General features: G+C 73.1%; 17 protein-coding genes. 13 read left to right on the top strand and 4 right to left on the bottom strand.

What is annotated here, in order from left to right:
* Positions 1 to 10 precede the first annotated feature (10 nt).
* Both KAK03_RS01300 and KAK03_RS01295 read left to right on the top strand, forming a co-directional pair.
* Positions 11 to 766 carry a hypothetical protein gene (locus tag KAK03_RS01300; protein WP_210851308.1) on the top strand — a complete coding sequence of 252 codons (756 nt, stop codon included), beginning with the start codon at positions 11 to 13 and terminating at the stop codon, positions 764 to 766.
* A gap of 135 nt (positions 767 to 901) precedes the next feature.
* Positions 902 to 1,165: a GlsB/YeaQ/YmgE family stress response membrane protein gene (locus KAK03_RS01295; RefSeq protein WP_210851306.1), complete on the top strand. Its 264-nt coding sequence runs from the start codon at positions 902 to 904 to the stop codon at positions 1,163 to 1,165.
* A 35-nt stretch (positions 1,166 to 1,200) separates the two neighbouring features.
* Here the strand turns inward: KAK03_RS01295 and KAK03_RS01290 are convergent, their stop codons facing one another.
* Positions 1,201 to 1,476, bottom strand: coding sequence for a hypothetical protein (locus KAK03_RS01290; protein WP_210851304.1), 276 nt, complete (start codon positions 1,474 to 1,476; stop codon positions 1,201 to 1,203).
* A gap of 132 nt (positions 1,477 to 1,608) precedes the next feature.
* Here KAK03_RS01290 and KAK03_RS01285 point away from each other — a divergent pair, with 132 nt between their 5' ends.
* The 8 genes from KAK03_RS01285 to KAK03_RS01250 all read left to right on the top strand — a co-directional run bounded on the left by KAK03_RS01285 (position 1,609) and on the right by KAK03_RS01250 (position 17,504).
* Positions 1,609 to 1,971, top strand: a complete 363-nt coding sequence (locus KAK03_RS01285) for a hypothetical protein (RefSeq protein WP_210851302.1) — start codon at positions 1,609 to 1,611, stop codon at positions 1,969 to 1,971.
* A gap of 100 nt (positions 1,972 to 2,071) precedes the next feature.
* Positions 2,072 to 3,466, top strand: a complete 1,395-nt coding sequence (locus tag KAK03_RS01280) for a M16 family metallopeptidase (RefSeq protein ID WP_210851300.1) — start codon at positions 2,072 to 2,074, stop codon at positions 3,464 to 3,466.
* On the top strand, positions 3,466 to 4,950 hold the full coding sequence (locus KAK03_RS01275) for a M16 family metallopeptidase (protein ID WP_210851299.1): 1,485 nt from the start codon (positions 3,466 to 3,468) through the stop codon (positions 4,948 to 4,950). The genes KAK03_RS01280 and KAK03_RS01275 overlap by 1 nt, the downstream gene beginning before the upstream one ends.
* A gap of 205 nt (positions 4,951 to 5,155) precedes the next feature.
* Entirely contained in the window at positions 5,156 to 5,791 is a 636-nt protein-coding gene (locus tag KAK03_RS01270) for a DUF2087 domain-containing protein (protein WP_210851298.1), read from the top strand.
* Between the two features lie 66 nt (positions 5,792 to 5,857).
* Positions 5,858 to 7,174 (top strand): tryptophan--tRNA ligase, encoded by a 1,317-nt coding sequence (locus tag KAK03_RS01265; protein WP_210851297.1) that lies wholly within the window; start codon positions 5,858 to 5,860, stop codon positions 7,172 to 7,174.
* A 154-nt stretch (positions 7,175 to 7,328) separates the two neighbouring features.
* On the top strand, positions 7,329 to 14,294 hold the full coding sequence (locus KAK03_RS01260; RefSeq protein WP_210851296.1) for a SwmB domain-containing protein: 6,966 nt from the start codon (positions 7,329 to 7,331) through the stop codon (positions 14,292 to 14,294).
* 124 nt (positions 14,295 to 14,418) lie between these two features.
* The gene (locus KAK03_RS01255; RefSeq protein ID WP_210851295.1) at positions 14,419 to 16,188 is read left to right on the top strand and encodes a type I secretion system permease/ATPase; all 1,770 of its coding nucleotides are present in this window, start codon (positions 14,419 to 14,421) and stop codon (positions 16,186 to 16,188) included.
* Positions 16,185 to 17,504, top strand: a complete 1,320-nt coding sequence (locus KAK03_RS01250; RefSeq protein ID WP_210851293.1) for an HlyD family type I secretion periplasmic adaptor subunit — start codon at positions 16,185 to 16,187, stop codon at positions 17,502 to 17,504. The genes KAK03_RS01255 and KAK03_RS01250 overlap by 4 nt, the downstream gene beginning before the upstream one ends.
* A gap of 263 nt (positions 17,505 to 17,767) precedes the next feature.
* Here KAK03_RS01250 and KAK03_RS01245 read toward each other — a convergent pair whose 3' ends face one another.
* Together KAK03_RS01245 and KAK03_RS01240 are read right to left on the bottom strand one after the other, a co-directional pair.
* A complete protein-coding gene (locus KAK03_RS01245; protein WP_247660857.1) occupies positions 17,768 to 18,217 on the bottom strand; it encodes a CHRD domain-containing protein in 450 nt (149 codons plus the stop codon).
* Positions 18,218 to 18,520: 303 nt separating this feature from the next.
* On the bottom strand, positions 18,521 to 19,414 hold the full coding sequence (locus tag KAK03_RS01240; protein ID WP_210851291.1) for a LysR family transcriptional regulator ArgP: 894 nt from the start codon (positions 19,412 to 19,414) through the stop codon (positions 18,521 to 18,523).
* Positions 19,415 to 19,487: 73 nt separating this feature from the next.
* Between KAK03_RS01240 and KAK03_RS01235 the strand changes: the two genes are divergently transcribed.
* Genes KAK03_RS01235 through KAK03_RS01225 form a run of 3 tightly spaced genes read left to right on the top strand, consistent with a single transcriptional unit; the run spans position 19,488 to position 21,740 of the window.
* Complete coding sequence (locus tag KAK03_RS01235) at positions 19,488 to 20,123, top strand: LysE/ArgO family amino acid transporter (RefSeq protein WP_210851289.1); 636 nt, start codon at positions 19,488 to 19,490, stop codon at positions 20,121 to 20,123.
* 13 nt (positions 20,124 to 20,136) lie between these two features.
* Positions 20,137 to 20,772, top strand: a complete 636-nt coding sequence (locus KAK03_RS01230; protein WP_210851288.1) for an FMN-binding negative transcriptional regulator — start codon at positions 20,137 to 20,139, stop codon at positions 20,770 to 20,772.
* A gap of 56 nt (positions 20,773 to 20,828) precedes the next feature.
* Positions 20,829 to 21,740 (top strand): SDR family NAD(P)-dependent oxidoreductase, encoded by a 912-nt coding sequence (locus tag KAK03_RS01225; protein ID WP_210851287.1) that lies wholly within the window; start codon positions 20,829 to 20,831, stop codon positions 21,738 to 21,740.
* A 12-nt stretch (positions 21,741 to 21,752) separates the two neighbouring features.
* Here KAK03_RS01225 and KAK03_RS01220 read toward each other — a convergent pair whose 3' ends face one another.
* Positions 21,753 to 22,676 carry a LysR substrate-binding domain-containing protein gene (locus KAK03_RS01220; protein ID WP_210851286.1) on the bottom strand — a complete coding sequence of 308 codons (924 nt, stop codon included), beginning with the start codon at positions 22,674 to 22,676 and terminating at the stop codon, positions 21,753 to 21,755.
* Positions 22,677 to 22,737 lie beyond the last annotated feature (61 nt).

The raw sequence follows: 22,737 nt of genomic DNA, 5'->3' as shown, positions 1-22,737 counted from the left end.
GCGCGCAGCGATGGCGCGCCGGCCCTGGCACCGCGACCCCGACGGCTTCGAGCAGGCCACCCGCGCCGACCTGCAGCAGCGCCGCTGGCTGCGCCTGCATGTGCTGCTGCTGGCGGCGCTGACCACCGCGCTGTGCTGGGGCGTGTCGGCGCTGCTGCGGCGCGCCGGGGTCGAGTCGCTGGCCTGGCGGCCGCTGGCCGCGGTGCTGCTGACCTGGCCGCTGTACCTGGGGCTGCTGTGGGCCTGGGGGCGCTGGCTGCTGTCGCGCGACAGCGCCGACCTGGGCGATCTGGTGGACGGCGCCGACCTGGTCGATGGTGCCGCCGACCTGGTGGCTGCGGGCGCCCGTGCGGCCGGCCGCGGCCTGCCGCGGGTACCGGGCAGCGCGGTGTCCGAAGCGGCCGACGACGCGGCCTCCGGCGCCCTCGATGCGCTGGGCACGCTGGGCGAGGCCGACGAGGCCGTGCCGCTGCTGGTGGTCGTCGGCGTGGCGCTGTCACTGGCCGCAGCGCTGGGCTTCGCGGTCTTCGGCCTGTTCGGCGTGGACGTGCTGCTGGGCGTGGCGGTGGAGCTGGCCTTCGCCTCGATGGGGGGTGCGCTGGCCTGGCGCGCCCGGCGCGAGGGCTGGCTGATGCACGCGCTGCGCCGCACCACCGCCCCGATGCTGGGCCTGGCCGGGGGTGTGGCCGTGGCCGGCGCCCTGCTGCATCACTGGCTGCCCCAGGCGCGCACGCTGCCCGAGGCGCTGCGCCTGCTGCTGGGCTGAGCAGGATTTGGCGCCCCAGTCGCCCTGGCGCCACTGCCGCGCCGGGTCTGCCGCAAGGCGATGTCGATCGTTTTCACGCCGCTCGCCCGGCCCGCTAGGGTGTCGGGTTGAACATCGCAAGGCGAGGACAACACGATGACGAACATCCTGATGACGCTGCTGGTGGGGCTGGTGGTGGGCGCGGTGGCGCGCCTGCTGCTGCCCGGCGACCAGCGCATGGGCTGGATCATGACCAGCCTGCTGGGCGTGGCGGGCTCCTTCCTGGCCAGCTTTGCCGGTCAGGTGGCGGGCTTTTACGTGGCCGGGGACAAGGCCGGCTGGATCGCTTCGGTGCTGGGCGCGATGGTGCTGCTGTTCGTGGTCTCGCGGCTGCAGGGCGCCGGCAACGACCAGGCCTGACACTTACCGCTGGCCGGCGCGGCCAGGTCAGACGCTCAGCGCGGCAGTTGCGCCGCGTGGTCCAGCCACTGCCCCAGTGCCTGCACCAGGTCGGAGCGGCTGAAGGAGCAGCTCTCCTCGCCCAGCATCACCGCGGTGTCCAGCGGCTGCAGCAGCCGCTCCAGCACCTGCGCATAGCGCTGCGGCAGGCCGTTCCACTGCAGCGCCGCCAGCCGAAAGCGTGCGCACACGGCCTCGGGGCTGATCTCGCCGGCGTCCAGCTGACTCAGCGTCAGGCGCAGGTGGTGGATGGTGGCGTCAAGGTCGTTCATCGGTGTGGCGCGCGAAACAGGCGCCCCAGGGCAGCGCACTTCCGGCCATTGTGCCGCGCCCGGGCGCGCTGAAATAGCGCCGGGTGCAGCCCCCGCCGGGGGACCGGGCACCCACCCTACCCGGAGCATCCGATGAGCATCAGCAGCATCCAGGGCGGCCGCACCGCCATGATCACCGAAGGCGACCGCGTCAAGCCCGGCCGCCAGCAGGCCCGCGAGGCCCTGGCCGAGGCGCTGGCCAGCGGCAACCTCGACGCCGCGCGCAGCGCCTTCGGGCAGCTCAGCGAGGCCGCCGCCGACGACCGCGTTCGGCGCACCGATGGCCCCTTCGCCCGCCTGCAGGCCGCGCTGGCTGGTGGCGACCTGCAGGCCGCCAGCACGGCCTTCGAGCAGATGGTCACCAAGCAGCGCAAGGACCCGGGCACCGAGAAGGCCACCAGCCGCCCGCTGGCCCAGGAGGGCACGCTGGGCCGCCACATCGACCTCAGCGCCTGACCCCCCCACGCCGGTCACGGAACCGGCGGCGCAGGACGGGATCCATCCGGGTCGGCCGCGCGGGCGTATGCTCGCCGGCACCGATCAGGAGACCCCACCCATGCCTTGTTTCGATCGCCGCCAGCTCCTCGCGGGCCTGGCCGGCGCCCCGCTGGCCAGCCTGGCCGGCGGCTCCGCCCTGGCGGCCACCCCGCTGGCCGTGCCCCCCCTGCCTCTGCGACAGCGCCGCCTGGCCAATGGCCTGCAGGTCATCAGCCTGCGCGCCGGTGGCGTGGGCACGGTGGCGATCAATGTCTGGTACCGCGTCGGCGGCAAGGACGACCCCGAGGGCCGCTCGGGCTTCGCCCACCTGTTCGAGCACCTGATGTTCAAGGGCTCGGCGCACATGCTGCCCGAGCAGTTCGACCGCCTGACCGAGGACGTCGGCGGCGAGAACAACGCCTTCACCGCCGAGGACGTCACCGCCTACCACGCGGTCGTGCCCTCGCACCACCTGGAGCGCATCTTGTGGGCCGAGGCCGACCGCCTGGCCAGCCTGCGCCTGGACGAGGCCAACTTCCGCAGCGAGCGCGCGGTGGTGCAGGAGGAGTTCCGCCAGCGCGTGCTGGCCGAGCCCTACGGCCGGCTGTTCAACGCGATCCCGGCTGCGGCCTACCAGCGCCACCCCTACCGGCGCCCGGTGATCGGCAGCATCGAGGACCTGGACGCCGCCACGCTGGACGACGTGCGCCGCTTCCACGCCACCTACTACCGGCCGGACAACGCGGTGCTGATCGTCACCGGCGACTTCGATCCGGCGCAGCTCGATGCCTGGGTCGACCGCTACTTCGCCCCGATCGCCCGTCCCGCCACCCCGGTGCCGCGCGTCGACGTGGCCGAGCCGGTCTGGCGCAGCAGCCGCCGCCAGGCCGTCACCGGCCCCAGCGTGCCGCTGCCGGCGGTGGTGGCGATCTGGCAGGGCCCGAAGGCCGGCCACCCGGACGTGGCGGCACTGTCGGTGACCCAGGCGCTGCTGTCCTCGGGTGAATCGTCGCGGCTGAACCAGTCGCTGGTCTACCGCCAGCGCATCGCCCAGGCCGCCGCCTTCCAGGCCGACCCGCACACCGACGCCGGCGCGATCTTCGCCTACGCCATTGCCGCCGGCCGCAGCACGCCGCAGCAGCTGCTGCCGCCGCTGCTGGCCGAGCTGCGCCGCCTGGCCCAGGGCCCGATCCCGGCCGAGGAGCTCGACAAGGTCAAGACGCAGATGCTCACCGCCTCGCTCGGCGCGCGCCAGAGCGCCCAGGGCCTGGCCGAAGCCATCGGCTGGGCGGTGATCCACCGCAACGACCCCGAGGCCATCAACCGCGAGCTGGCCGAACTGCAGGCCGTCACCGCGGCCGATGTGCAGCGCGTGCTGCGCCAGTACGTGCTGGGCCGCCCCAGCACGGTGCTGCACTACACCCAGGGCCGCAGCGCGCGGCCCCGCACCCCGACCCGCCAGGAGAGCCGCTGATGTCCCCCGCCTTGCCACAGCGCCTGCCCCAGCGTCTGCGCCGCGCCACGCTGCTGGCCAGCCTGGTGCTGGCCACCCTGCCCGCCGCCGCCACCCCGGGGGTCGACGAGCCCCCGGTGCCCGGCACGCCCCCGGTGCTGGCCCTGCCCGACATCCATGAAGACCGCCTGCCCAACGGCCTGCGCCTGGTGGTGGTGCCGCGCCACTCGGTGCCGCTGGTCAGCGTGGTGCTGCACCTGGCGCCCGGCAGCAGCGCCGAGCCCGCTGGCCGCGCCGGCCTGAGCAGCCTGACCGCGCAGCTGCGCCTGAAGGGCGCGCGTGTCGGCGGCCAGGCCCTGGGCGCCAGCGCGCTGGCGCAGCGCGCCGAGGCGCTGGGTGGCGCGCTGGAGGCCGGTGCCGGCCGCGGCGGCCTGAGCACCAGCATGACCGTGGTCACGCCCCACCTGCCCGAGGCGCTGACCCTGGTGGCCGCGGTGGTGCGCGAGCCGCTGCTGGCCGCCGACGAGCTCGAACGCCTGAAGGCCCAGACCCTGGACGGTCTGAAGATCCCGCTGGCCGATCCGATGCAGCTGGCCAACCTGGCCGCCACCCAGGGCGCCTGGGGCGCGTCGGTGTTCGGCAGCCAGGCCACGCCGGCCAGTGTCGGCCGCATCACGCTGGACGACATCCGCGAGCTGCAGCGCCGACTGGCCCAGCCGCAGCAGGCCACGCTGGTGATGGTGGGCGACATCACGCCCGAGCAGGCGCGCCGCCTGGCCCAGCAGACGCTGGGCGACTGGCGCGGCACCGACACGGCGCCGCCGCAGGCCCGGCGCGAGCCGCCTGCGCCGCAGACGCCGCGCACCGTGCTGGTCAACCTGCCCGGCGCCGGGCAGAGCGGCGTGGTGGTCACCGCGCCCGGCGTGGCCGTCGATGCCCCCGATCGCCGCGCGGCCCAGCTGGCCACCGCGGTGCTGGGCGGCGGCTACTCGGCCCGGCTGGGCGCCGAGCTGCGCATCAAGCGTGGCCTGACCTACGGCGCCACCGCCATGCACGACAGCCAGGCCAGCGGCGGCATCCTCAAGGCCGCCGCGCAGACCAAGCCCACCACCGCCGCCGAGCTGGCCCAGGTGACGATGGACGAGATGCAGCGCCTGGGCCGCGAAGCCCCCGCTGCCGACGAGCTGGCGGCGCGCAAGGCCTCGCTGATCGGCGGCTTCTCGCGCCAGTTCGACACCACCGGCGGCATCGCCGGCATCGTCCTGGGCGAGATCGAGCGCGGCCGCCCGCTGGCCCAGCTGCGCCAGGTGGTGCCCGAGATCGAGGCCGTCAGCGCCGAGCAGGTGCGCGACTACGCCGCCCGCCACTGGCGCGCCGATCAGCTGCGCACCGTGATCGTCGGCGACGTGGCCGCCAGCGGCCCCACGCTGAAGGCGCTGGATCCGCAGGCGCTGAGCATCGAGGCCAGCGCGCTGGACCTGGAGTCGCCCACGCTCAAGCGTTGACGCCGCCGTCGGGGCCGCTATCATCGCGGCCCCGGTCGGCAGTTCACCGAGGCGTTGCCGCGCAGCCCGTCTGCGAGCTGAACCTGCCCTGATTCCACCGCCTGTTGTTCACCCCTTGTCTGGTGTGCACCGCGGCTGCAAGTCGGCAACCCCAGCCGGCGCGGGCCTGACTCGCGCCACTCCCCGGTGCATGCAGGAGACATGCATGAACACGGACACCTCCCTTCCCGCGCGGCGAACTGAGCGCCAGCGCGTGCCCCTGCACAGCCCCGACCTGTCGGGCTTTGCCAAGGCGCTGCGGCGCCAGCTGGTCGGCCACCACGCCGAGCACGCCGAGCCGCCCAGCCACACCCAGCTGCTGCAGATGCTGGCCCACGCCGCCGGCCACCGCAACTGGCAGGCGATGCGCGCGCTGGCGCCGATGCTGGCCCCCGAGCCGCCCGCCGAGGCGCCGCCGGTGGTGGACGACGCGCCCGATACCCCGGCCGCGCCGCTCAGCGCCGCCGCGGCCAAGGCCCTGACCCAGTTCGACGACTGGGGCCGGCTGACCCGCTGGCCGCACAAGCACAGCGTGCAGCGGCTGGCGATGTGGGTGCTGTGGACCCGCTTCGACACCGGCCGGCGCTACACCGAGCGCGAGGTCAACGAACTGCTCAAGGCCTGGACCATCTACGGCGACCACGTCACCCCGCGGCGCGAGCTGATCAACATGGGCCTGCTGGCGCGTGAGGACGACTGCTCGGCCTACTGGAAGCAGCCGCAGCGCCCCGGCGACGAGGTGCAGGCGCTGCTGCAGGCGCTGCGCGAGCGCAGCCGGCGCGGCCTGCGCCTGCCGCGCTGAGCGACCGGCCTGGCGGGAGCGGCGACAATCGCCGCTCCCGTCGTTCCACCGCTGCACTGCGCCACCATGCCCGTCACCCGCGTCCTCACCGGCATCACCACCACCGGCACCCTGCACCTGGGCAACTATGTGGGCGCCGTGCGTCCCTGCATCGAGGCCAGCCGGCGCGCCGACGTCGACAGCTTCTTCTTCATGGCCGACTACCATGCGCTGATCAAGTGCGACGAGCCGGCCCGCATCGAGGCCAGCCGCCTGCAGATCGCCGCCACCTGGATCGCCGCCGGCCTGGACACCGACCGCGCCACCTTCTACCGCCAGAGCGACATCCCCGAGATCCCCGAGCTGACCTGGCTGCTGACCTGCGTCACCGGCAAGGGCCAGATGAACCGCGCCCACGCCTACAAGGCCGCCACCGACGCCAACACCGCCGCCGGCGAGGACGCCGACGCCGGCATCACGATGGGCCTGTACTGCTACCCCATCCTGATGGCTGCCGACATCCTGATGTTCAACGCCCATGTGGTGCCGGTGGGCAAGGACCAGGTCCAGCACATCGAGATGGCGCGCGACGTGGCGCAGCGCTTCAACCACCTCTACGGCGCCGCCATCGGGCGCGAGTTCTTCGTGCTGCCCGAGGCGCAGATCGACGCCGAGATGGAGCTGCTGCCCGGCCTGGACGGCCGCAAGATGAGCAAGAGCTACGACAACGTCATCCCGCTGTTCGAGGGCGGCGAGAAGGCGCTGCGCGACGCCATTGCCCGCATCGTCACCGACAGCCGCCTGCCCGGCGAGCCCAAGGAGCCCGAGGGCACCGCGCTGATCCAGATCTTCGACGCCTTCGCCACGCCCGAGGAGCGCGCCGCCTTCCGCGCCGAGCTGCGCGCCGGCCTGGCCTGGGGCGAGGCCAAGCAGCGCCTGTTCGAGCAGATCAACCGCCAGATTGCGCCGATGCGCGCCCGCTACGACGCGCTGATGGCCGAGCCCGAGAAGATCGAGGCCATCCTGCAGGCCGGCGCCGCCAAGGCGCGCGCCATCGCCCGCCCGCTGCTGGACGAGCTGCGCCACGCGGTGGGCCTGCGCCGCTTCCAGGCGCTGGCCGCGCCGGTGGACACCGCGGCCAAGCCCAAGGTCCAGCTGCCGGTGTTCAAGCAGTACCGCGAGGCCGACAACCGCTTCTACTTCAAGCTCAGCGCCCACGACGGCCGGGTGCTGCTGCAGAGCCAGGGCTTTGACGGCGGCCGCGACGCCGGCGCCTGGGTCAAGCGCCTGAAGACCGAGGGCGCCGCCGCGCTGGACGGCGCGCCGGTGGCGCTGGGCGAGGGCGTGTCGCCCGACGAGGTGGCCCAGGCGCTGGCCGCGCTGGTCGCCGCCGAGCAGGCCTGAGGGCCCGGCCGCCGGCAGGCGGCGTGAAGCAGTTCACGGTCGAGGGACCGCCGGCTTATTCGCTGCGCTGCGGCGCCGATAGCCCATAGGCCCCCAGGCGGGGGTGCGCCTGCGCGCGTCCGCGCAGGCGCCTGTCCAGCCCGAAAGACCTGCCGTGACGACCAGCACCGCCTTCACCACCCCGGAAGACACCCCGTTCGTGCTCGATGCCAGCCTGCTGGGCTGGCCGCAGACCGAGGACGCGATCACCCTGCACATCGCCGCGCTGAACCTGCGCGGCGAGCTCTACAACGGCGACGAGTTCCTGCAACCGGGCTCGGACATCCCGCTGGCCGACGTGCTGGCCGGGCGCGTGCGCTTCGTGCCCGAGGCGAACGACAACGGTGACCGCCTGTCGCTGACCCTGCAGTGGCTGGATGCCAGCGGCACCGCGGTGGCCGACGGCACGGTGCAAGGCACCGTCACCCCGGTGGACGACGCGCCCGCGTTTGGCGAGTTCGGCGGCCAGGGCGTGCTGATGCTGGCCCAGCATGGCCACGATGAATGGGCCACCGGTGCCCAGCTGCTGAGCGACGGCTCGCTGGTGCTGGGTGGCCACCAGCGCAACCTGGCCGGCTTTGACTTCCGCGCCTGGCGGGTGGACGCCGACGGCCGCCCTGCCGCCGACTGGGCCGATCGCGGCACCACCACCGTGGACGCGCTGCCCTTCTCGGTCGACCAGGCCAATGCGGTACTGGTGCTGGACGACGGCCGCACCCTGCTGGGCGGCTTCGTGGGCGACGGCTGGCGCTACGAGTTCGCGGTGCTGTGCCTGAACGCCGATGGCAGCCGCGACAGCAGCTTCGGCGACAACGGTCTGGTGCGCGTGCCCCTGGGCGCGGGCGACGCCTACGGCAGCAACCTGGTGCAACTGGCCGACGGCCGCATCGTGCTGGGCGGCTGGTCGGCCGACCACAACGGCGCCAGCCTGCTGTGCCTGAACGCCGATGGCAGCATCGCCACCGGGTTCGGCGGCAACGGCAACGGCACGCTGGACGTGCCGCGCATCGACACCGCCGAGGGCCTGCGCGGCCTGGTGGCCAGCGCCGACGGCGGCCTGATCCTCGACTGCAGCGGCTGGACCGAAGGCATGCAGGGCACCCACCGCGTGCTGACCAAGCTGGACGCCAGCGGCGCGCTCGACCTGACCTGGGGCATCGACGGCAAGGTGGTCCTGCCGCTGCGGATGCCGCAGCCCGGCGACCACAGCCTGGTGCAGATGGCCGACGGCTCGCTGCTGATGTGCGGCTTCACGATGGTCGATGGCCATCCCCGCGGCACCGTGCTGCGCCTGCATGCCGACGGCAGCCTCGACACCAGCTTCGGCCAGGACGGCATGGTCGTGCTCGACACCGGCCTGACCGAATCCACCGCCATGCACCTGGCCGTGCTGGCCGACGGCGGCGTCGTGGTGGTGGGCCACGGCGGCACGCTGCTGGACGGCGCCGACGCCGACAGCTTCGCCATCCGGCTGGGCGCGGACGGCAGCCTGGACACCCAGTTCGGCAACGGCGGCGTGGCGCTGCTGCCGGTCAGCAGCGGCCAGGACATCGCCCGCCAGGTGCTGGTGGATGCGCAGGGCCGGGTGCTGATCGTCGGCGACGCGGTCAATGGCGACAACCGCGACAGCTTCGTCGTGCGCCTGCTGGCCGACGGCCAGCTTGACGCCAGCTTTGCCGACACCACCGCCCACTGGCATGTCGGCGACGCGCCGGTGGCCATCGGCCGCTTCGTCGCGCTGCACGACGCCGACCTGGCGGCCCTCAATGGCGAGCAGGGCAACTACGGCGGCTGCACCCTGACCCTGAGCCGCCTGGGCGGCGCCGACCCCGGCGACCAGTTCGCCGTGGCCGCCAACGACGCCGGCCTGCCGGTGGTGGACCTGAGCGGCTGCACCTGGACCCAGGGCGGCGGCACCGTGCAGATCACGCTGGCGCCCGGCTTCACGCAGGCCCAGCTCGATGCGCTGCTGGCCGCGCTGACCTTCCAGCCGGCCGATGGCACGGCTGCCGGCCAGATCGGCCTGCAGTGGAGTTTCAGCGGCGCCGAGCCGGACGCGGTGCCGGTGACCCATGTGACGATGGTGGACGTCCAGCCCTCGCTGACCGCCGGCCTGGGCGTGGACCTCAACGGCCAGAACCCGGGCACGCTGTCCTACTACGACTTCGGGCCGCACCTGGCCTGGGCGGTGGACGGCGGCTTCGTGCCAGGCCAGCCCAACCCCTTCTGGAACGCGCACATCGGCCTGGACGCCGGCATCTCGTCGATCCTGATCCACACCGACCGCGCCGCCACCAACCTGGACGTGTCGCTGCAATGGCGCCTGGGCTGGGACTCGGTGGACCCCGTCACCGGTGAGCTGCAGCACGACGCCCCCACGCTGGCCTATGCCAGCGCCCAGGACCCGGTGGACTTCACGCTGTGGATCGACGGCCAGAGCGTGGCCCTGCGCGCCAGCAGCGTCGAGGGCGTGGCCGAGGACGGCCAGCCGACCTGGGACCTGCGCATCGACAGCGCCGACGGCAGCGCGCTGGACAGCGCCACGATGCAGGCGGTGCTGCAGCAGATCGGCGTGTCCTATGTGCCGGGGGTGGACCAGCCCTCGCACGCCAGCGTGATCCGCTGGACGGTGTCGATCTCGGCCGACGGCCAGACCTGGGTGGGCGCCGCGGGCGACCAGGCCGGCACGGTGCAGATCGGCATGACCGACCAGGCACCCACACTGATCGCCGCCTTCCACCAGGGCGACCAGGTCAACCTGCACTTCGACACGCCCAACTGGCAGGGCCTGGACAGCCTGCCCAACACCGCGTCCAACGGCTGGCGCGCCGACATGGGCCAGCCCGACCCCTCGCTGTTCACCGTCAGCGTCACGGTGAACGGCCAGACCGAGACCTACGGCGTGCTCAAGGCCGAGATGAACCGCGGCGTGCTGCTGACACTGGACCGCAGCATCCCCGACAACGCCCAGGTCAGCGTCAGCTACCACCCGCCGGCCACCGACCAGGGTGGTCAGGTGGTGCAGGACTGGGTGGGCAACGACGCGCCCGCGGGTGAGGTGGCCTCGCAGCACTACACTGGTCTGCAGTTCGAGGCGCTGGACGGCGCCGCGCGCGGCCTGTCCGGCGGCATGCTCGATGCGCTGCGCGGCTACGCCAGCGCCGATCCGGCCTTCGCCAATTTCGACCAGGCCGGCCAGGTGGTGGCCGAGGCCGACGGTACGCTGACCATCCAGTTCCGCCCCTCGACGCTGGTGGCCAATCCGAACTTCGATGCCAACGCCACCGAAGGGCTGGACAGCCACGCCTTCATGAATGCCCAACTGACGGTGCAGATCGTGCAGTGGGAAGGCATGGGTTGGCACCTGGGCGACTCGGTGATGATGTCCGACCTGTTCTCGCCGGCCCTGGGCATCCAGGCGCTGTCGAACACCGTGTCCTGGCTGGTCGGCGACAGCGCCGACAACGCCACCGACACCCTCGACTTCCTGCGCATCAGCAGCCCCGAGGGCGGCAGCTTCTCGCTGTGGGCCTCGATGAACGAAGCCACCTTCTGGGGCAATGACGTGATGGCCGGCAGCACCGGCAACGACAGCCTGATGGGCTACCAGGGCCAGGACACGATCGACGGCGGGGCTGGCCGCGACTCGATCGACGGCGGCCTGGGCCACGACCAGATTGACGGCGGCGCCGACAACGACCTGCTGATCGGCAACGCCGGCGACGACGTGCTGCAGGGCGGCGCCGGCGGCGACACCCTGCTGGGCGGCGCGGGCGACGACTACATCGACGGCGGCGTGGTCAGCGACCGCATCAACTACACCGACGGCAACGCGCTGAGCTATTCGGGCGTCAACGCCGCGCTGACGATCGACCTCAGCGGCCTGACCGGCAACGGCAGCACCGGCAGCGGCACGGTGACCAGCGCCGACGGCAGCGTCGGCACCGACACCGTGGTGAACGTCAACTTCATCACCGCCGGCAACGGCAACGACGTGATGATCGGCAGCGCCGCCGAGCAGTTCGAGATGTTCTACGGCGGCGTCGGCAACGACACCATCGATGGCGGCCAGGTCAGCGATTTCGGCAACAACCGCCTGAACTACCTCGGCGCCCGCGCCGGTGTCACCGTGGACCTGGCCACCGGCCGCGCCGACACCCGGGATGACACGGTGAGCGGCAACGCCGGCCACGACCAGTTCACCAACATCAACCAGGTGCGCGCCTCGGCCTACGCCGACGTGCTGCTGGGCAGCGACGCCACCGCCTACACCGAGTCCTTCGAGGGGATGCAGGGCGACGACACGATCGACGGCCGCGGTGGCTTCGACATCGTCAGGTACGACGCCCCATCGACCACCAGCGCGGTCACGGTGGATCTGGCGGCGGGCACGGCCCAGGGCAGCTTCATGGGCACCGACACGCTGCTCAACATCGAGGGCGCCTTCGGCACCAGCTTCGATGATGTGCTGCTCGGCGGCGCCACGGCCAACGGCACCGACTACAGCAACAGCGGCAAGAAGGAGGTGCTGCGCGGCGGCGCCGGCAACGACACGATCGACGGTGGCGCCGGTTTCGACCGCGCCGACTACGCCAGCAGCACCAGCGGCGTCGAGGTCCACCTCAGCTGGGATGCGCAGACGGCCACGCTGGGTGGCTGGGCCCAGGACGGCCTGGGCGGCACGGATGAGCTGCGCAACATCGAGCAGGTGCGCGGCTCCGACTTCAACGACCTGATCGTCGGCTCCGACCGCGACACCAAGGCGGTGGATGGCCACTTCGAGCTGCTGGAAGGCCGCGCCGGCAACGACACGATCGACGGCGGCGCCGGCTTCGACATCGCCGACTACGGCACCGCCCGCCAGGGCGTGGTGGCCAGCCTGGCCACCGGCCGCGTCAGCCAGGACGGCTACGGAAACCAGGACCAGTTGCTGCGCATCGAGGGCCTGCGCGGCTCCAACTACGCTGACCTGCTGACCGGCAGCCTGCGCTCGGGCGAGTACCTCGAAGGCGGGGCCGGCAACGACACGCTGGATGGTGGCGCCGGCAGCGACCGCCTGAACGGCGGCATTGGCGACGACACCTATGTGGTCGACCAGGCCGGCGACATCGTCACCGAAGCCGCCAGCCAGGGCACCGACACCGTGCGCAGCGCGGTCAACTACACGCTGGGCGCCAACCTGGAGCGGCTGCAGCTGGCCTCGGGCACGCTGGCGCTCAGCGGCACCGGCAACAGCCTGGCCAACACGCTGCTGGGCAACAGCGGCGCCAACCTGCTGGACGGCAGCACCGGCGCCGACACCATGAGCGGCTACGCCGGCGACGACATCTACGTGGTTGACCAGGCCGGCGACGTCGTCACCGAAAGCGTCAGCCAGGGCACCGACACCGTGCGCAGCGCGATCAGCTACACGCTGGGCAGCAACCTGGAGAACCTGGCGCTGCTGGGCAGCGCCGCGATCAACGCCACCGGCAACAGCGCGGCCAACCTGCTGAGTGGCAACAGCGGCGCCAACCTGCTGGACGGCAAGGCCGGTGCCGACACCCTGGACGGCGGTGCCGGCGACGACACCTACGTCGTCGATCAGGTCGGTGACGTGGTCACCGAAGGCAGCGCCACCTACGGCATCGACACCGTGCAGTCCAGCGTCAGCTGGACCCTGGGCAACCACCTGGAGAACCTGGTGCTGCTGGGCAGCGCGGTGATCGACGGCACCGGCAATGCGCTGGCCAACCAGATCACCGGCAATGCCGCGGCCAACCTCCTGGACGGCGGTCTGGGCGCCGACACGCTGAACGGTGGCGCGGGCGACGACTGCTACATCGTCGACCACGTCGGCGACGTCGTCGTCGAGAGCAGCGCCAGCGGCGGCATCGACACGGTGCAGTCCGGCGTCAGCTACACGCTGGGCGCCAACCTGGAGCACCTGGTGCTGGGCGGCAGCGGCGCGATCAACGGCACCGGCAATGCGCTGGGCAACCAGATCACCGGCAACGCTGCGGCCAACACGCTGGACGGCGGCCTGGGCAACGACACGCTCAATGGCGGCGCCGGCAACGACACGTACATCGTCGACAGCACCGCCGACGTGGTGGTCGAGAGCAGCAGCAGCGGCGGCCTCGACACCGTGCGCGCCTCGGTCAGCGTGACGCTGGGCGCCAACGTCGAGAACCTGGCGCTCACCGGCAGCGCGGCGATCAACGGCACCGGCAATGCGCTGGCCAACCAGCTCACCGGCAACGCCGCCGCGAACACGCTGGACGGTGGCATCGGCGCCGACACGATGGCCGGCGGCGCGGGCGACGACACCTACCTGGTCGACCACCTGGGCGATGTCGTGACCGAACTGGCCGGCGAAGGCACCGACACCGTGGCCTCGCTGCTCAGCAGCTACACGCTCGGCACCACCATCGAGAACGGCCGCATCGCCAGCACCGGCAGCGCCAACCTGACCGGCAATGCCGGCGCCAACCTGCTGGGTGCCGGCGCCGGCAACAACACCATCGACGGCCTGACCGGCTTCGACACGGTGGACTACGGCAACGCCACCGGCGCGGTCACGGTCAACCTGGCCAGCACCAGCGCGCAGCTGACCGGCGGCAGCGGCACCGACACGCTGCGCAACATCGAGGCGGTGCTGGGCAGCGGCTTCTCGGACCGCCTGAGCGGCACCTCGGGCGACAACCTGCTGAGCGGCGGCGCCGGCCACGACACGCTGGCCGGCGGGCTGGGCAACGACACCCTCACCGGCGGCCTGGGCTCCGACACCTTCCGCTTCGACACCGCCCCCTCCGCCACGCTGAACGCCGATACCATCACCGACTACAACGTGGCCGACGACAGCTTCTCGCTGGAGAACGGCGTGTTCACCAAGCTGGTCACCACCGGCACGCTGTCGGCGGCCTACTTCGCCGCCAACACCGCCGGCGTGGCGATGGACGCCAACGACTACCTGGTCTACGACAGCGACGGCGGCCAGCTCTACTACGACGCCGACGGCAACGGCGCCGGCGCCGCGGTGCTGGTGGCCAAGCTGGGGCCCGGACTGGCGCTGAGCGCGCTGGACTTCATCATCACCTGACCCAGGGCCCGGGATCGGGCGGCTGGCGGGCCGCTTTTCCGGGCATTGGCGGGGGGGCAGGCGGCCTAGGATGGCCCAGCCTGGTGCTGCGGCCTGCCCGCGCGCCGCTGTCCCCTGCCCCGACATGCCCGCCCACGACCGCCCCCCGATGCCCCTGCGCGCCTTTCTGGCGCGGCCGATCGGCGCCGTGCTGGGCCTGAGCCTGGCCGTCAACATCGCGCTGCTGGCGCCGTCGATCTACATGCTGCAGGTCTACGACCGCGTGCTGGTCACCCACAGCGTCGAGACCCTGGCCATGCTGGCCATCGCCGCGCTGCTCACGCTGGTGGCGATGGGCGCGCTGGAGCAGTTGCGCTCACGCATGCTGGCGCTGACCGGCCATGCGCTGGAACGCCAGGTGGGCCCCGGCGTGCTCAGCCGCCTGATCACCGCCAGCGCCCGCCAGGAACCCGGTGCCCCCACCGACGGCCTGCGCGATCTGGGCACGCTGCGTGCCTTCATCGGCGGACCCGCGGTGGTGGCGCTGTGCGACGCCCCCTGGGCCCCCGTCTACCTGGCGCTGATCGCCGCCTTCGACCTGCGGCTGGGCGGCCTGGCGCTGCTGTGCGCCGCCGCACTGCTGGGCCTGAGCTGGGCCCAGGACCGCAGCCTGCGCGGCCATCAGGCGCGCGTGCAGGCCCAGGCCCGGGCCACGCAGCGGGTGGCCGAACGCAGCCTGCACAACGCCGAGGTGGTCACCGCGCTGGGCATGGGCGACGCCCTGGCAGCGCAGTGGTTGCGCCAGCTCGACCAGCAACAGCAGACCGCCGAAGACGGCGGCCGCCTGGCCGCGCGTCTGGGCAGCCTCACCCGCACGCTGCGCCAGGCGGTGCAGATCCTGATGCTGGGCCTGGGTGCCTGGCTGGTGATCCGCGGCGGCGCCACGCCGGGTCTGATGATCGCCTGCACCGTGCTGCTGGCCCGCGCGCTGGCGCCGGTGGAGCAGCTGATGGCGCAGTGGCGCCTGCTGGCCGATGCCCGCGCCGCCTACCGTCGCCTGGACCAGTTGCTGCAACAGCCGCTGGAGGCCACCGCCGCCACCGCGCTGCCGCGCCCCAGCGGCGCGCTCACCGTGGAACAGCTCAGCGCCAGCGTGCCCGGCGGCCAGCGCCTGCTGCTGCGCCAGGTCAGCCTGTCGGCGCGTCCGGGCGAGGTGCTGGCGGTGATCGGCGGCAGCGGCGCCGGCAAGACCACGCTGGCCCGCCTGCTGGTGGGCGTGCTGCGCCCGGCCGCCGGGGCGGTGCGTCTGGATGGCGCCGATATCCGCCACTGGGACCCGGCCCGCCTGGGCCCGGCCCTGGGCTACCTGCCGCAGGACGTGGAGCTGTTCGCCGGCACCGTGGCCGAGAACATCGCCCGCTTCGGCAACGCCCAGGCCGAGGCGGTGATCGCCGCCGCGCAGGCGGCCCAGGTGCATGACTTCATCCTTCGCCTGCCGCAGGGCTACGACACGCCGGTGGGCGAGCGTGGCATGGCCTTGTCGGGCGGCCAGCGCCAGCGCATCGCGCTGGCCCGCGCGCTGTACGGCGAGCCCGCGCTGGTGGTGCTGGACGAGCCCGACGCCAGCCTGGACGGCGAGGGCGAAGACGCGCTGGTGGCCGCCATCGCCGGCCTGAAGGCCCGCGGCGCCACCGTGGTGGCGGTGACCCAGCGCCGGCGCCTGCTGTCGGTGGCCGACCAGGTGGTGGTGCTGAAGGAGGGCAGCGTGGAGCGCACTGTCGCCCGCAACGAGGCCCCCCAGAACCCGCCCGGCGACGTGCCGCGCGACCCGGCGCAGAGCGCGCCGCACAACGCGCCGCGCGACACACCCCAAGACACCCCGAACAACGCCGCCACCCCGGCGGTGCCCGCATGACCGCCGCCGTCGCTCCCCTGCCCGCCGACCCGGTGCCCGGCCTGCGCCCGCTGCAGCGCCAGGCGCTGTGGATCATCGGCGCCTGGCTGGCGCTGATGACGGCCTGGTTGACCCTGGCCCCGATCGCCGGTGGCGTGGTGGCCCAGGGCGTGGTGAAGGTGGACGCCAACCGCCGCACCGTCACCCACCGCGACGGCGGCACCGTCGCCCGCATCGCGGTGAGTGAAGGTCAGCTGGTGCGCCGCGGCGAGCTGCTGGTGGAGCTGGAGGACGTGCGCGTGGACGCGTCGCAGGACCAGCTGCGCGCCGCCTTCGCCGCCGACCGGCTGCGCCAGTCGCGGCTACAGGCCGAGGTGGCCCAGGCCGCGCAGTGGCAGCCGCCAGCGGCCCTGCTGCGCGAGTTCGCCGATGTGAAGCGCCTGCCCGAACTGGCCGCCCAGGAACGCGCCGCCTTCGCGGCGCGCCGCGCCAACCTGGTGGCCCAGACCGACGGCCAGTCGCAGCAGATCCGCGACACCCGCACCGAGATCGAGGTGCGCGAGCGCGAGCGGGTCAACTCGCAGCGCGCGCTGGCCCTGATGACCGAGGAGTTGCGCGCCAACCAGGCGCTGGAGGCACAGAACTTCGTCGGCCGCGCCCGCGTGCTGGGGCTGGAGCGCAACGCCAGCGAATACCAGTCGCGCCACCTGGCCAACGAGGCCGAGCTGGCCCAGGCCCGCCAGCGCCTGGGCGCGCTGGACGCGCGCAGCCGCAGCCTGCGCGACAGCTATGTGCAGACCGCCAGCGACGAGCTGCGCGAGCTGGGCCCGCGCCTGGCCGAGACCGAGCAGCGCCTGCGCGCCAGCAGCGACGACCAGAGCCGCCAGCGCGTGCTGGCGCCGGTGGACGGCCGGCTGCTGAACCTGCGCGTCAACACCCCCGGCTCGGCGCTGGGCCCGCGCGAGCCGGTGGTCGACATCGTGCCGGCCGATGCGCCGCTGTTCGTCGAAGCCCGCCTGCCGCTGGACGCCGGCGCCGACGTGCGCGAAGGCATGGCCGCCGAGCTGAAGCTGCTGACCGGCGCGCAGCGCTTCGAGCGGCTGCTGGCGGCGCGCGTGCAGCGCGTCTCGGCCGATGCGCTGACCGACGAGCGCAACGGGAGCGCCTACTTCACCGTGCTGCTGCAGGTGGACGCCGACGAGGCCCGCCGCGCCGCGGTGCCGCTGCGCCCCGGCATGGCCGCCGAGGTCTACATCCGGGTGACCGAGCGCAGCGCGCTGGACTTCCTGCTGGAACCGGTGGCCGGCTTCTTCCGCCAGGGCTTCCGCGAACGCTGATCAGCCGGGCGGTGCGCGCCGCCGTGTCAGTCCGGACACCGCCGCGGCCACGGGCACCATGGCGCGGGCGGCTCGGCACCCGCGCCCGGCAGGTCCAGCGCCGCGCCAGGATCTTCTTCACCCGCCACCGACGAGTCGGACTCATCGGGCACGTCGGGTCGATCGGGCTGGTTGGATGGGATCGTGGCGGCGGCGGCGGGCCGCCCGGCGCGGTGCGCCAGCGTCTCAGCAGGACCAGCCACGCTCGTCTCCACCGGCCTGGATCATGGCCGGACGTTGACCTGCCCGCGGGCCTCCCCGTTCGGGTGGGCGGTCGTGTGCAGGTTCAGGTACCACTTGCCGGCGATGAGGTCTGCGGCCTGGCTCGGCGTCAGCGTGGCACGGCCCATGATGGGGCTCAGCAGCGGGCCGCCGATCGGGACGACCGGCGCCGCGTTCTGGCCAGCCATCGCCGGTCCATGGAAGTGTGCGGCCGTGACCGGTCCGCTCAGGCCCGAGTAGCTGATCCGCCAGGTCAGGACCCGGCTGTCAGGTTCGAGGCTGGCGTCGACCGTGCCGGTCGCGTCCGACATGACGTTGGGCACCTCACTGGCGCCGGACAGCCTGGCCGACAGCATCGTGGACATCGGCGCCATCGGGGGCGCGCTGCAGGCACCGACCAGCAGCAGGGCGCCCATCGAGGCAACGGTCATGGCAAGGCGGTGGTGCGTCATGAGGAACTCCTGTGGGGGCATGGGCCTGTCGAAGGCGACACAGGCGCGATCGTGCACGCGGGCCGTGGGACCGTCGGTGCGCTGCCGCACCCTTCAAGGCAGCCGGCGCTCAGGTCCGCAGGAACGACAGCAGGGCCTCGTTGAAGGCCTGCGCAGGAGGCACGCACCTCCAGCGACGGCCTCACCCTGGGCCCGCCAGCGGGACCGGGTCTGTGCGGCAGCCGACACCGAGGGCCCGACGGTCACCGATGGCTGACGGCGTCGCCCACCGGTCGCCAGCCACGGCTGGCGCCTGCTGCGGCGTCAACCCGCCAGCGCCGCCTTCGCCGCCCGTGTCACCGCCCGCGTCAACCCATCCAGCAGCCCCGACGCCGCCCGCGCCTGGTGCCAGAACAAGGGCACCTCCAGCACCGTCCCCGACACCAGCTCCACCAGCGTGCCGCGCCGCAACGCGTCGGCCACCAGCGGCAGCGGGTGCATGCCCCAGCCCATGCCGGCCAGCGCGGCAGTGACAAAGGCCTGGGACGAGGGCAGGGTGTGGCGCGGCAGCTCCACGTGGCGGTGGCAGACGCGGCGGGCCCAGCGCTGCTGCAACTCGTCCTTGGTGCTGAAGACCAGGCTGGGCGCGCGGGCCAGGCTGCCGGCGCCCACGCCGTCGGCGAAGTGGCGCGCCATGAAGGCGGGGCTGGCGGCGGCCAGGTAGCGCATCGCACCCAGCGGCTGGCTGTTGCAGCCGGCGGGCGCGCGCGGCGCCGACGACACCGCCGCCAGCACGGCGCCGCTGCGCAGCCAGCCGGCGGTGTGCTCCTCGTCGTCCACCGCCACCTGCATCAGCACCGGGGCGTCGGCCGCGAAGGCCGCCAGCGCAGGGGCGAACCAGGTGGCCAGGCTGTCGGCATTGACGGCCACCGGCAGCGGCACGCGCACGCCGTCCTGCGGCGCCAGCGTGGGCAGCGCGCCCTGCAGCTCCTGCTCCAGCAGGCGCACGCGGTCGACGTGCTGGCACAGGCGGCGGCCGGCCTCGGTGGCGGTGCAGGGCTGGCCGCGCAGCACCAGCGCGCAGCCGCTGCGCTCCTCCAGCCAGCGGATGCGCTGCGACACCGCCGAGGGCGTGACATGCAGTGCGCGCGCGGCGCGCTCGAAGCTGCCTTCGCGCACCACGGCGGCCAGCGCGGCGAGTGCGGCGTAGTCCAACATGGATTCAGTTTTCCTTATGTTCGGTTAGCGGATTGAGTTTGTCTTCATCGACGGTCGCTGGCAAGCTGTCCCCATGAATGACGACTTCCCGGCCGCAGCGCCGGTCTTCCTGCAGGGTCTGGCGCTGGGCGGCAGCCTGATCGTGGCGATCGGCGCGCAGAACGCCTTCGTGCTGCGCCAGGGCCTGCGGCGCGAGCATGTGGGGCCGATCGTTGCGTTCTGCGCGCTGGCCGATGTGGCGCTGATCGCCGCCGGCGTGCTGGGCCTGGGCCAGGCACTGGGCGATCGGCCGGGGCTGGCGCGCGCGCTGGCGCTGGGCGGCGCGCTGTTCCTGGCGGGGTACGCCTGGCGTGCGCTGCGCCGGGCGCTGCACACCGAATCACTGCAGGCCGCACCCGGCGGCGCGCCGATGGCGCTGGGCGCGGCGCTGGCCCAGGCCGCCGCCTTCACGCTGCTCAATCCGCATGTCTACCTGGACACGGTGCTGCTGGTGGGCAGCATCGGGGCGCAGCAGCCGCCGGCACTGCGCGGCGCCTTCATTGGCGGCGCCGGCAGCGCCAGCGCACTGTGGTTCGGCGCGCTGGGCTACGGCGCGCGCTGGCTGGCACCGGTGTTTGCGCGGCCGCGCGCCTGGCAGTGGCTGGACGGTCTGATCGGTGCCACGATGGCGCTGCTGGCCGCGCTGCTGCTGCGCGAAGCCCTGGCCTGAAGGACCGCCGCCGATGTACATCCCCCGCCTGCATGCGATGCCCGAGCGCGCCGACGCGCTGGCGCTGGTCGACGCCCACCCGCTGGGCACCTGGGTCACGGCCGCTGGCGGTGAACTGCAGGCGCACCACCTGCCCAGCCTGCTGGAGCCCGACCACGGAGCGCACGGTCGCCTGTGGGCCCACGTGTCGCGCGCCAACCCGCTGTGGCGCGCGCTGGGCGACGGGGCGCCGGCGCTGGTGGCGTTCCGCGGCCCGCAGGCCTACATCACGCCCGGCTGGTACCCGGGCAAGGCCGCGCACGGCCGGGTGGTGCCCACCTGGAACGACGTGGCCGTGCACCTGCACGGCAGCGCCCGCGCAGTCGATGAGCCGGCCGCGCTGCGCGCGCTGCTGGACCGCCTGAGCGCGCGCCATGAGGCCGCCCAGGCCCGCCCCTGGCAGCCCGCCGACGCGCCCGCCGACTACCTGGACGGGCTGCTGCGCGGGATCGTCGGCATCGAGTTGGTGATCGATCGCATCGAGGCCCGCCGCAAGGCCAGCCAGGACGAGGACCTGGCCGACCGCCACGGCACGGTGGCCGGCCTGCGCACCCAGCCGGGCGACGACGCGCGGGCGATGGCGGACATCGTGCAGCGCACGCTGGATTGACGGGCTGTCACCCGAGCGGCAGCGCCGGGTCGGCGCTTCATGGTCGAATCAGGGCCATGAGCACTGCCAACCCCCTTCGCTTTGATGGCCGCGTGGCCATCGTCACCGGTGCCGGCGGCGGCCTGGGCCGCCAGCATGCGCTGGCCCTGGCGGCCCGCGGCGCCAAGGTCATCGTCAATGATTTCGCGCCCGCGCATGGCAGCGACAGCCCGGCCGACGCCGTGGTGGCCGCGATCCGCGCCGCCGGTGGCGAGGCGCTGGCCAACGGCGCCTCGGTCACCGACTTCACCGCCGTGCAGGCCATGGTGCAGCAGGCGATGGATGCCTGGGGCCGGGTGGACATCCTGGTCAACAACGCCGGCATCCTGCGCGACAAGAGCTTCGCCAAGATGGACCTGGACGATTTCCGCCTCGTGATGGACGTGCACCTGATGGGCGCGGTCCACTGCTGCAAGGCGGTGTGGGAGATCATGCGCGCGCAGAACCACGGCCGCATCGTGATGACCACCTCGTCCTCGGGCCTGTACGGCAACTTCGGCCAGAGCAACTACGGCGCCGCCAAGATGGCGCTGGTGGGGCTGATGCAGACGCTGTCGCTGGAGGGCGCGAAGAACAACATCCGAGTCAACTGCCTGGCACCCACCGCCGCCACCCGCATGACCGAAGGCCTGATGCCGCAGGCCGTGCTGGACCTGCTCAAGCCCGAGGCGGTGACGCCCGCGCTGCTGCACCTGTGCCACGACGACGCACCCACCCGCGCGATCGCCTGCGCCGGCGCCGGCACCTTCGAGCGCGCCTACATCACGCTCACCCAGGGCGTGCACCTGGGCCTGGCGCCGGACACGCCCGAGCAGGTGGCCGCGCAGTGGGAGGAGATCTCGCAGCGCGACGAGGGCGAGGTGGTGCCCGAATCGGGCTCGGCCCAGGGCACCAACGAGGTCGGCCAGGCGATGCGCGCCGCGCGCTGAGCGGCGGCTGCGCTACTCGCGCAGGCGCGTCACGCCGCGCAGTTCGCAGGCGTGCACCGCGTTGCGCAGCGCGGCAATCGCCTCGTAGCGGGTGAAGCTGCGCCGCCAGGCCAGCACCACGCGGCGGCTGGGCACCGGGGCCTCGAAGGGGATGAACTTCAGGTGCGGCTGCGCCTCGCGCGGCACGCTCAGGCGCGGCACCACGGTCACGCCCATGCCCGAGGCCACCATGTGCTTGATGGTTTCGAGCGAGGAGCCCTCGAAGCTCTTGCGGATGCCCTCGGCGTCGCTGGAGAAGCGGGCGAACTCGGGGCAGACCTCCAGCACCTGGTCGCGGAAGCAGTGGCCGGTGCCCAGCAGCAGCATGGTCTCCTGCTTGAGCTCCTGGCTGCTGATCGACTTGCGCTTGGCCAGCGCGTGGGTCTTGGGCACGGCCACCATGAAGGGCTCGTCGTAGAGCGGCGCCACGGCCAGGCCGGCGTCCGGAAAAGGCTCGGCCATGATGGCGCAGTCGAGTTCGCCGGTGCGCAGCATGTCCAGCAGCTTGACGGTGAAGTTCTCCTGCAGCACCAGCGGCATCTGCGGCGAGCGCTCGATCGCGTGGCGCACCAGCTCGGGCAGCAGGTAGGGGCCGATGGTGTAGATGATGCCCAGGCGCAGCGGGCCGGCCAGCGGGTCCTTGCCGCGCTGGGCGATCTCCTTGATGGCCGCCGCCTGCTCGATCACCTGCTGGGCCTGGCGCACGATGGCCTCGCCCAGCGCGGTCATCGTGACCTCGGTGCTGCCGCGCTCGAAGATCTTGACGTCGAGCTCCTCCTCGAGCTTCTTGATCGCCACCGACAGCGTGGGCTGCGAGACGAAGCAGGCCTCGGCGGCGCGGCCGAAGTGGCGCTCGCGGGCCACGGCGACGATGTAGCGCAGTTCGGTCAGGGTCATGCCGGGATTGTGCGCACAAGCCACCGGGCACGCACAGTGCGGGAAAAAGAAACGCCGCCCG

The organism is Ideonella alba (assembly GCF_018069845.1).
GTDB lineage: Bacteria > Pseudomonadota > Gammaproteobacteria > Burkholderiales > Burkholderiaceae_C > Ideonella > Ideonella alba.
The sequence above is the reverse complement of the archived record's forward strand: the minus strand, read 5'-3'. Positions and strand labels throughout refer to the sequence as shown.

Excerpts from the sequence above, each read along its gene's own strand:
- KAK03_RS01220 (WP_210851286.1), bottom strand. The coding sequence starts at position 22,676 with ATGACCCTGACCGAACTGCGCTACATCGTCGCCGTGGCCCGCGAGCGC.
- KAK03_RS01230 (WP_210851288.1), top strand. The coding sequence starts at position 20,137 with ATGTACATCCCCCGCCTGCATGCGATGCCCGAGCGCGCCGACGCGCTG.
- KAK03_RS01255 (WP_210851295.1), top strand. The coding sequence starts at position 14,419 with ATGCCCGCCCACGACCGCCCCCCGATGCCCCTGCGCGCCTTTCTGGCG.
- KAK03_RS01285 (WP_210851302.1), top strand. The coding sequence starts at position 1,609 with ATGAGCATCAGCAGCATCCAGGGCGGCCGCACCGCCATGATCACCGAA.
- KAK03_RS01265 (WP_210851297.1), top strand. The coding sequence starts at position 5,858 with ATGCCCGTCACCCGCGTCCTCACCGGCATCACCACCACCGGCACCCTG.
- KAK03_RS01250 (WP_210851293.1), top strand. The coding sequence starts at position 16,185 with ATGACCGCCGCCGTCGCTCCCCTGCCCGCCGACCCGGTGCCCGGCCTG.
- KAK03_RS01235 (WP_210851289.1), top strand. The coding sequence starts at position 19,488 with ATGAATGACGACTTCCCGGCCGCAGCGCCGGTCTTCCTGCAGGGTCTG.
- KAK03_RS01270 (WP_210851298.1), top strand. The coding sequence starts at position 5,156 with ATGAACACGGACACCTCCCTTCCCGCGCGGCGAACTGAGCGCCAGCGC.
- KAK03_RS01275 (WP_210851299.1), top strand. The coding sequence starts at position 3,466 with ATGTCCCCCGCCTTGCCACAGCGCCTGCCCCAGCGTCTGCGCCGCGCC.
- KAK03_RS01290 (WP_210851304.1), bottom strand. The coding sequence starts at position 1,476 with ATGAACGACCTTGACGCCACCATCCACCACCTGCGCCTGACGCTGAGT.
- KAK03_RS01300 (WP_210851308.1), top strand. The coding sequence starts at position 11 with ATGGCGCGCCGGCCCTGGCACCGCGACCCCGACGGCTTCGAGCAGGCC.
- KAK03_RS01280 (WP_210851300.1), top strand. The coding sequence starts at position 2,072 with ATGCCTTGTTTCGATCGCCGCCAGCTCCTCGCGGGCCTGGCCGGCGCC.
- KAK03_RS01225 (WP_210851287.1), top strand. The coding sequence starts at position 20,829 with ATGAGCACTGCCAACCCCCTTCGCTTTGATGGCCGCGTGGCCATCGTC.
- KAK03_RS01295 (WP_210851306.1), top strand. The coding sequence starts at position 902 with ATGACGAACATCCTGATGACGCTGCTGGTGGGGCTGGTGGTGGGCGCG.
- KAK03_RS01240 (WP_210851291.1), bottom strand. The coding sequence starts at position 19,414 with ATGTTGGACTACGCCGCACTCGCCGCGCTGGCCGCCGTGGTGCGCGAA.
- KAK03_RS01245 (WP_247660857.1), bottom strand. The coding sequence starts at position 18,217 with ATGACGCACCACCGCCTTGCCATGACCGTTGCCTCGATGGGCGCCCTG.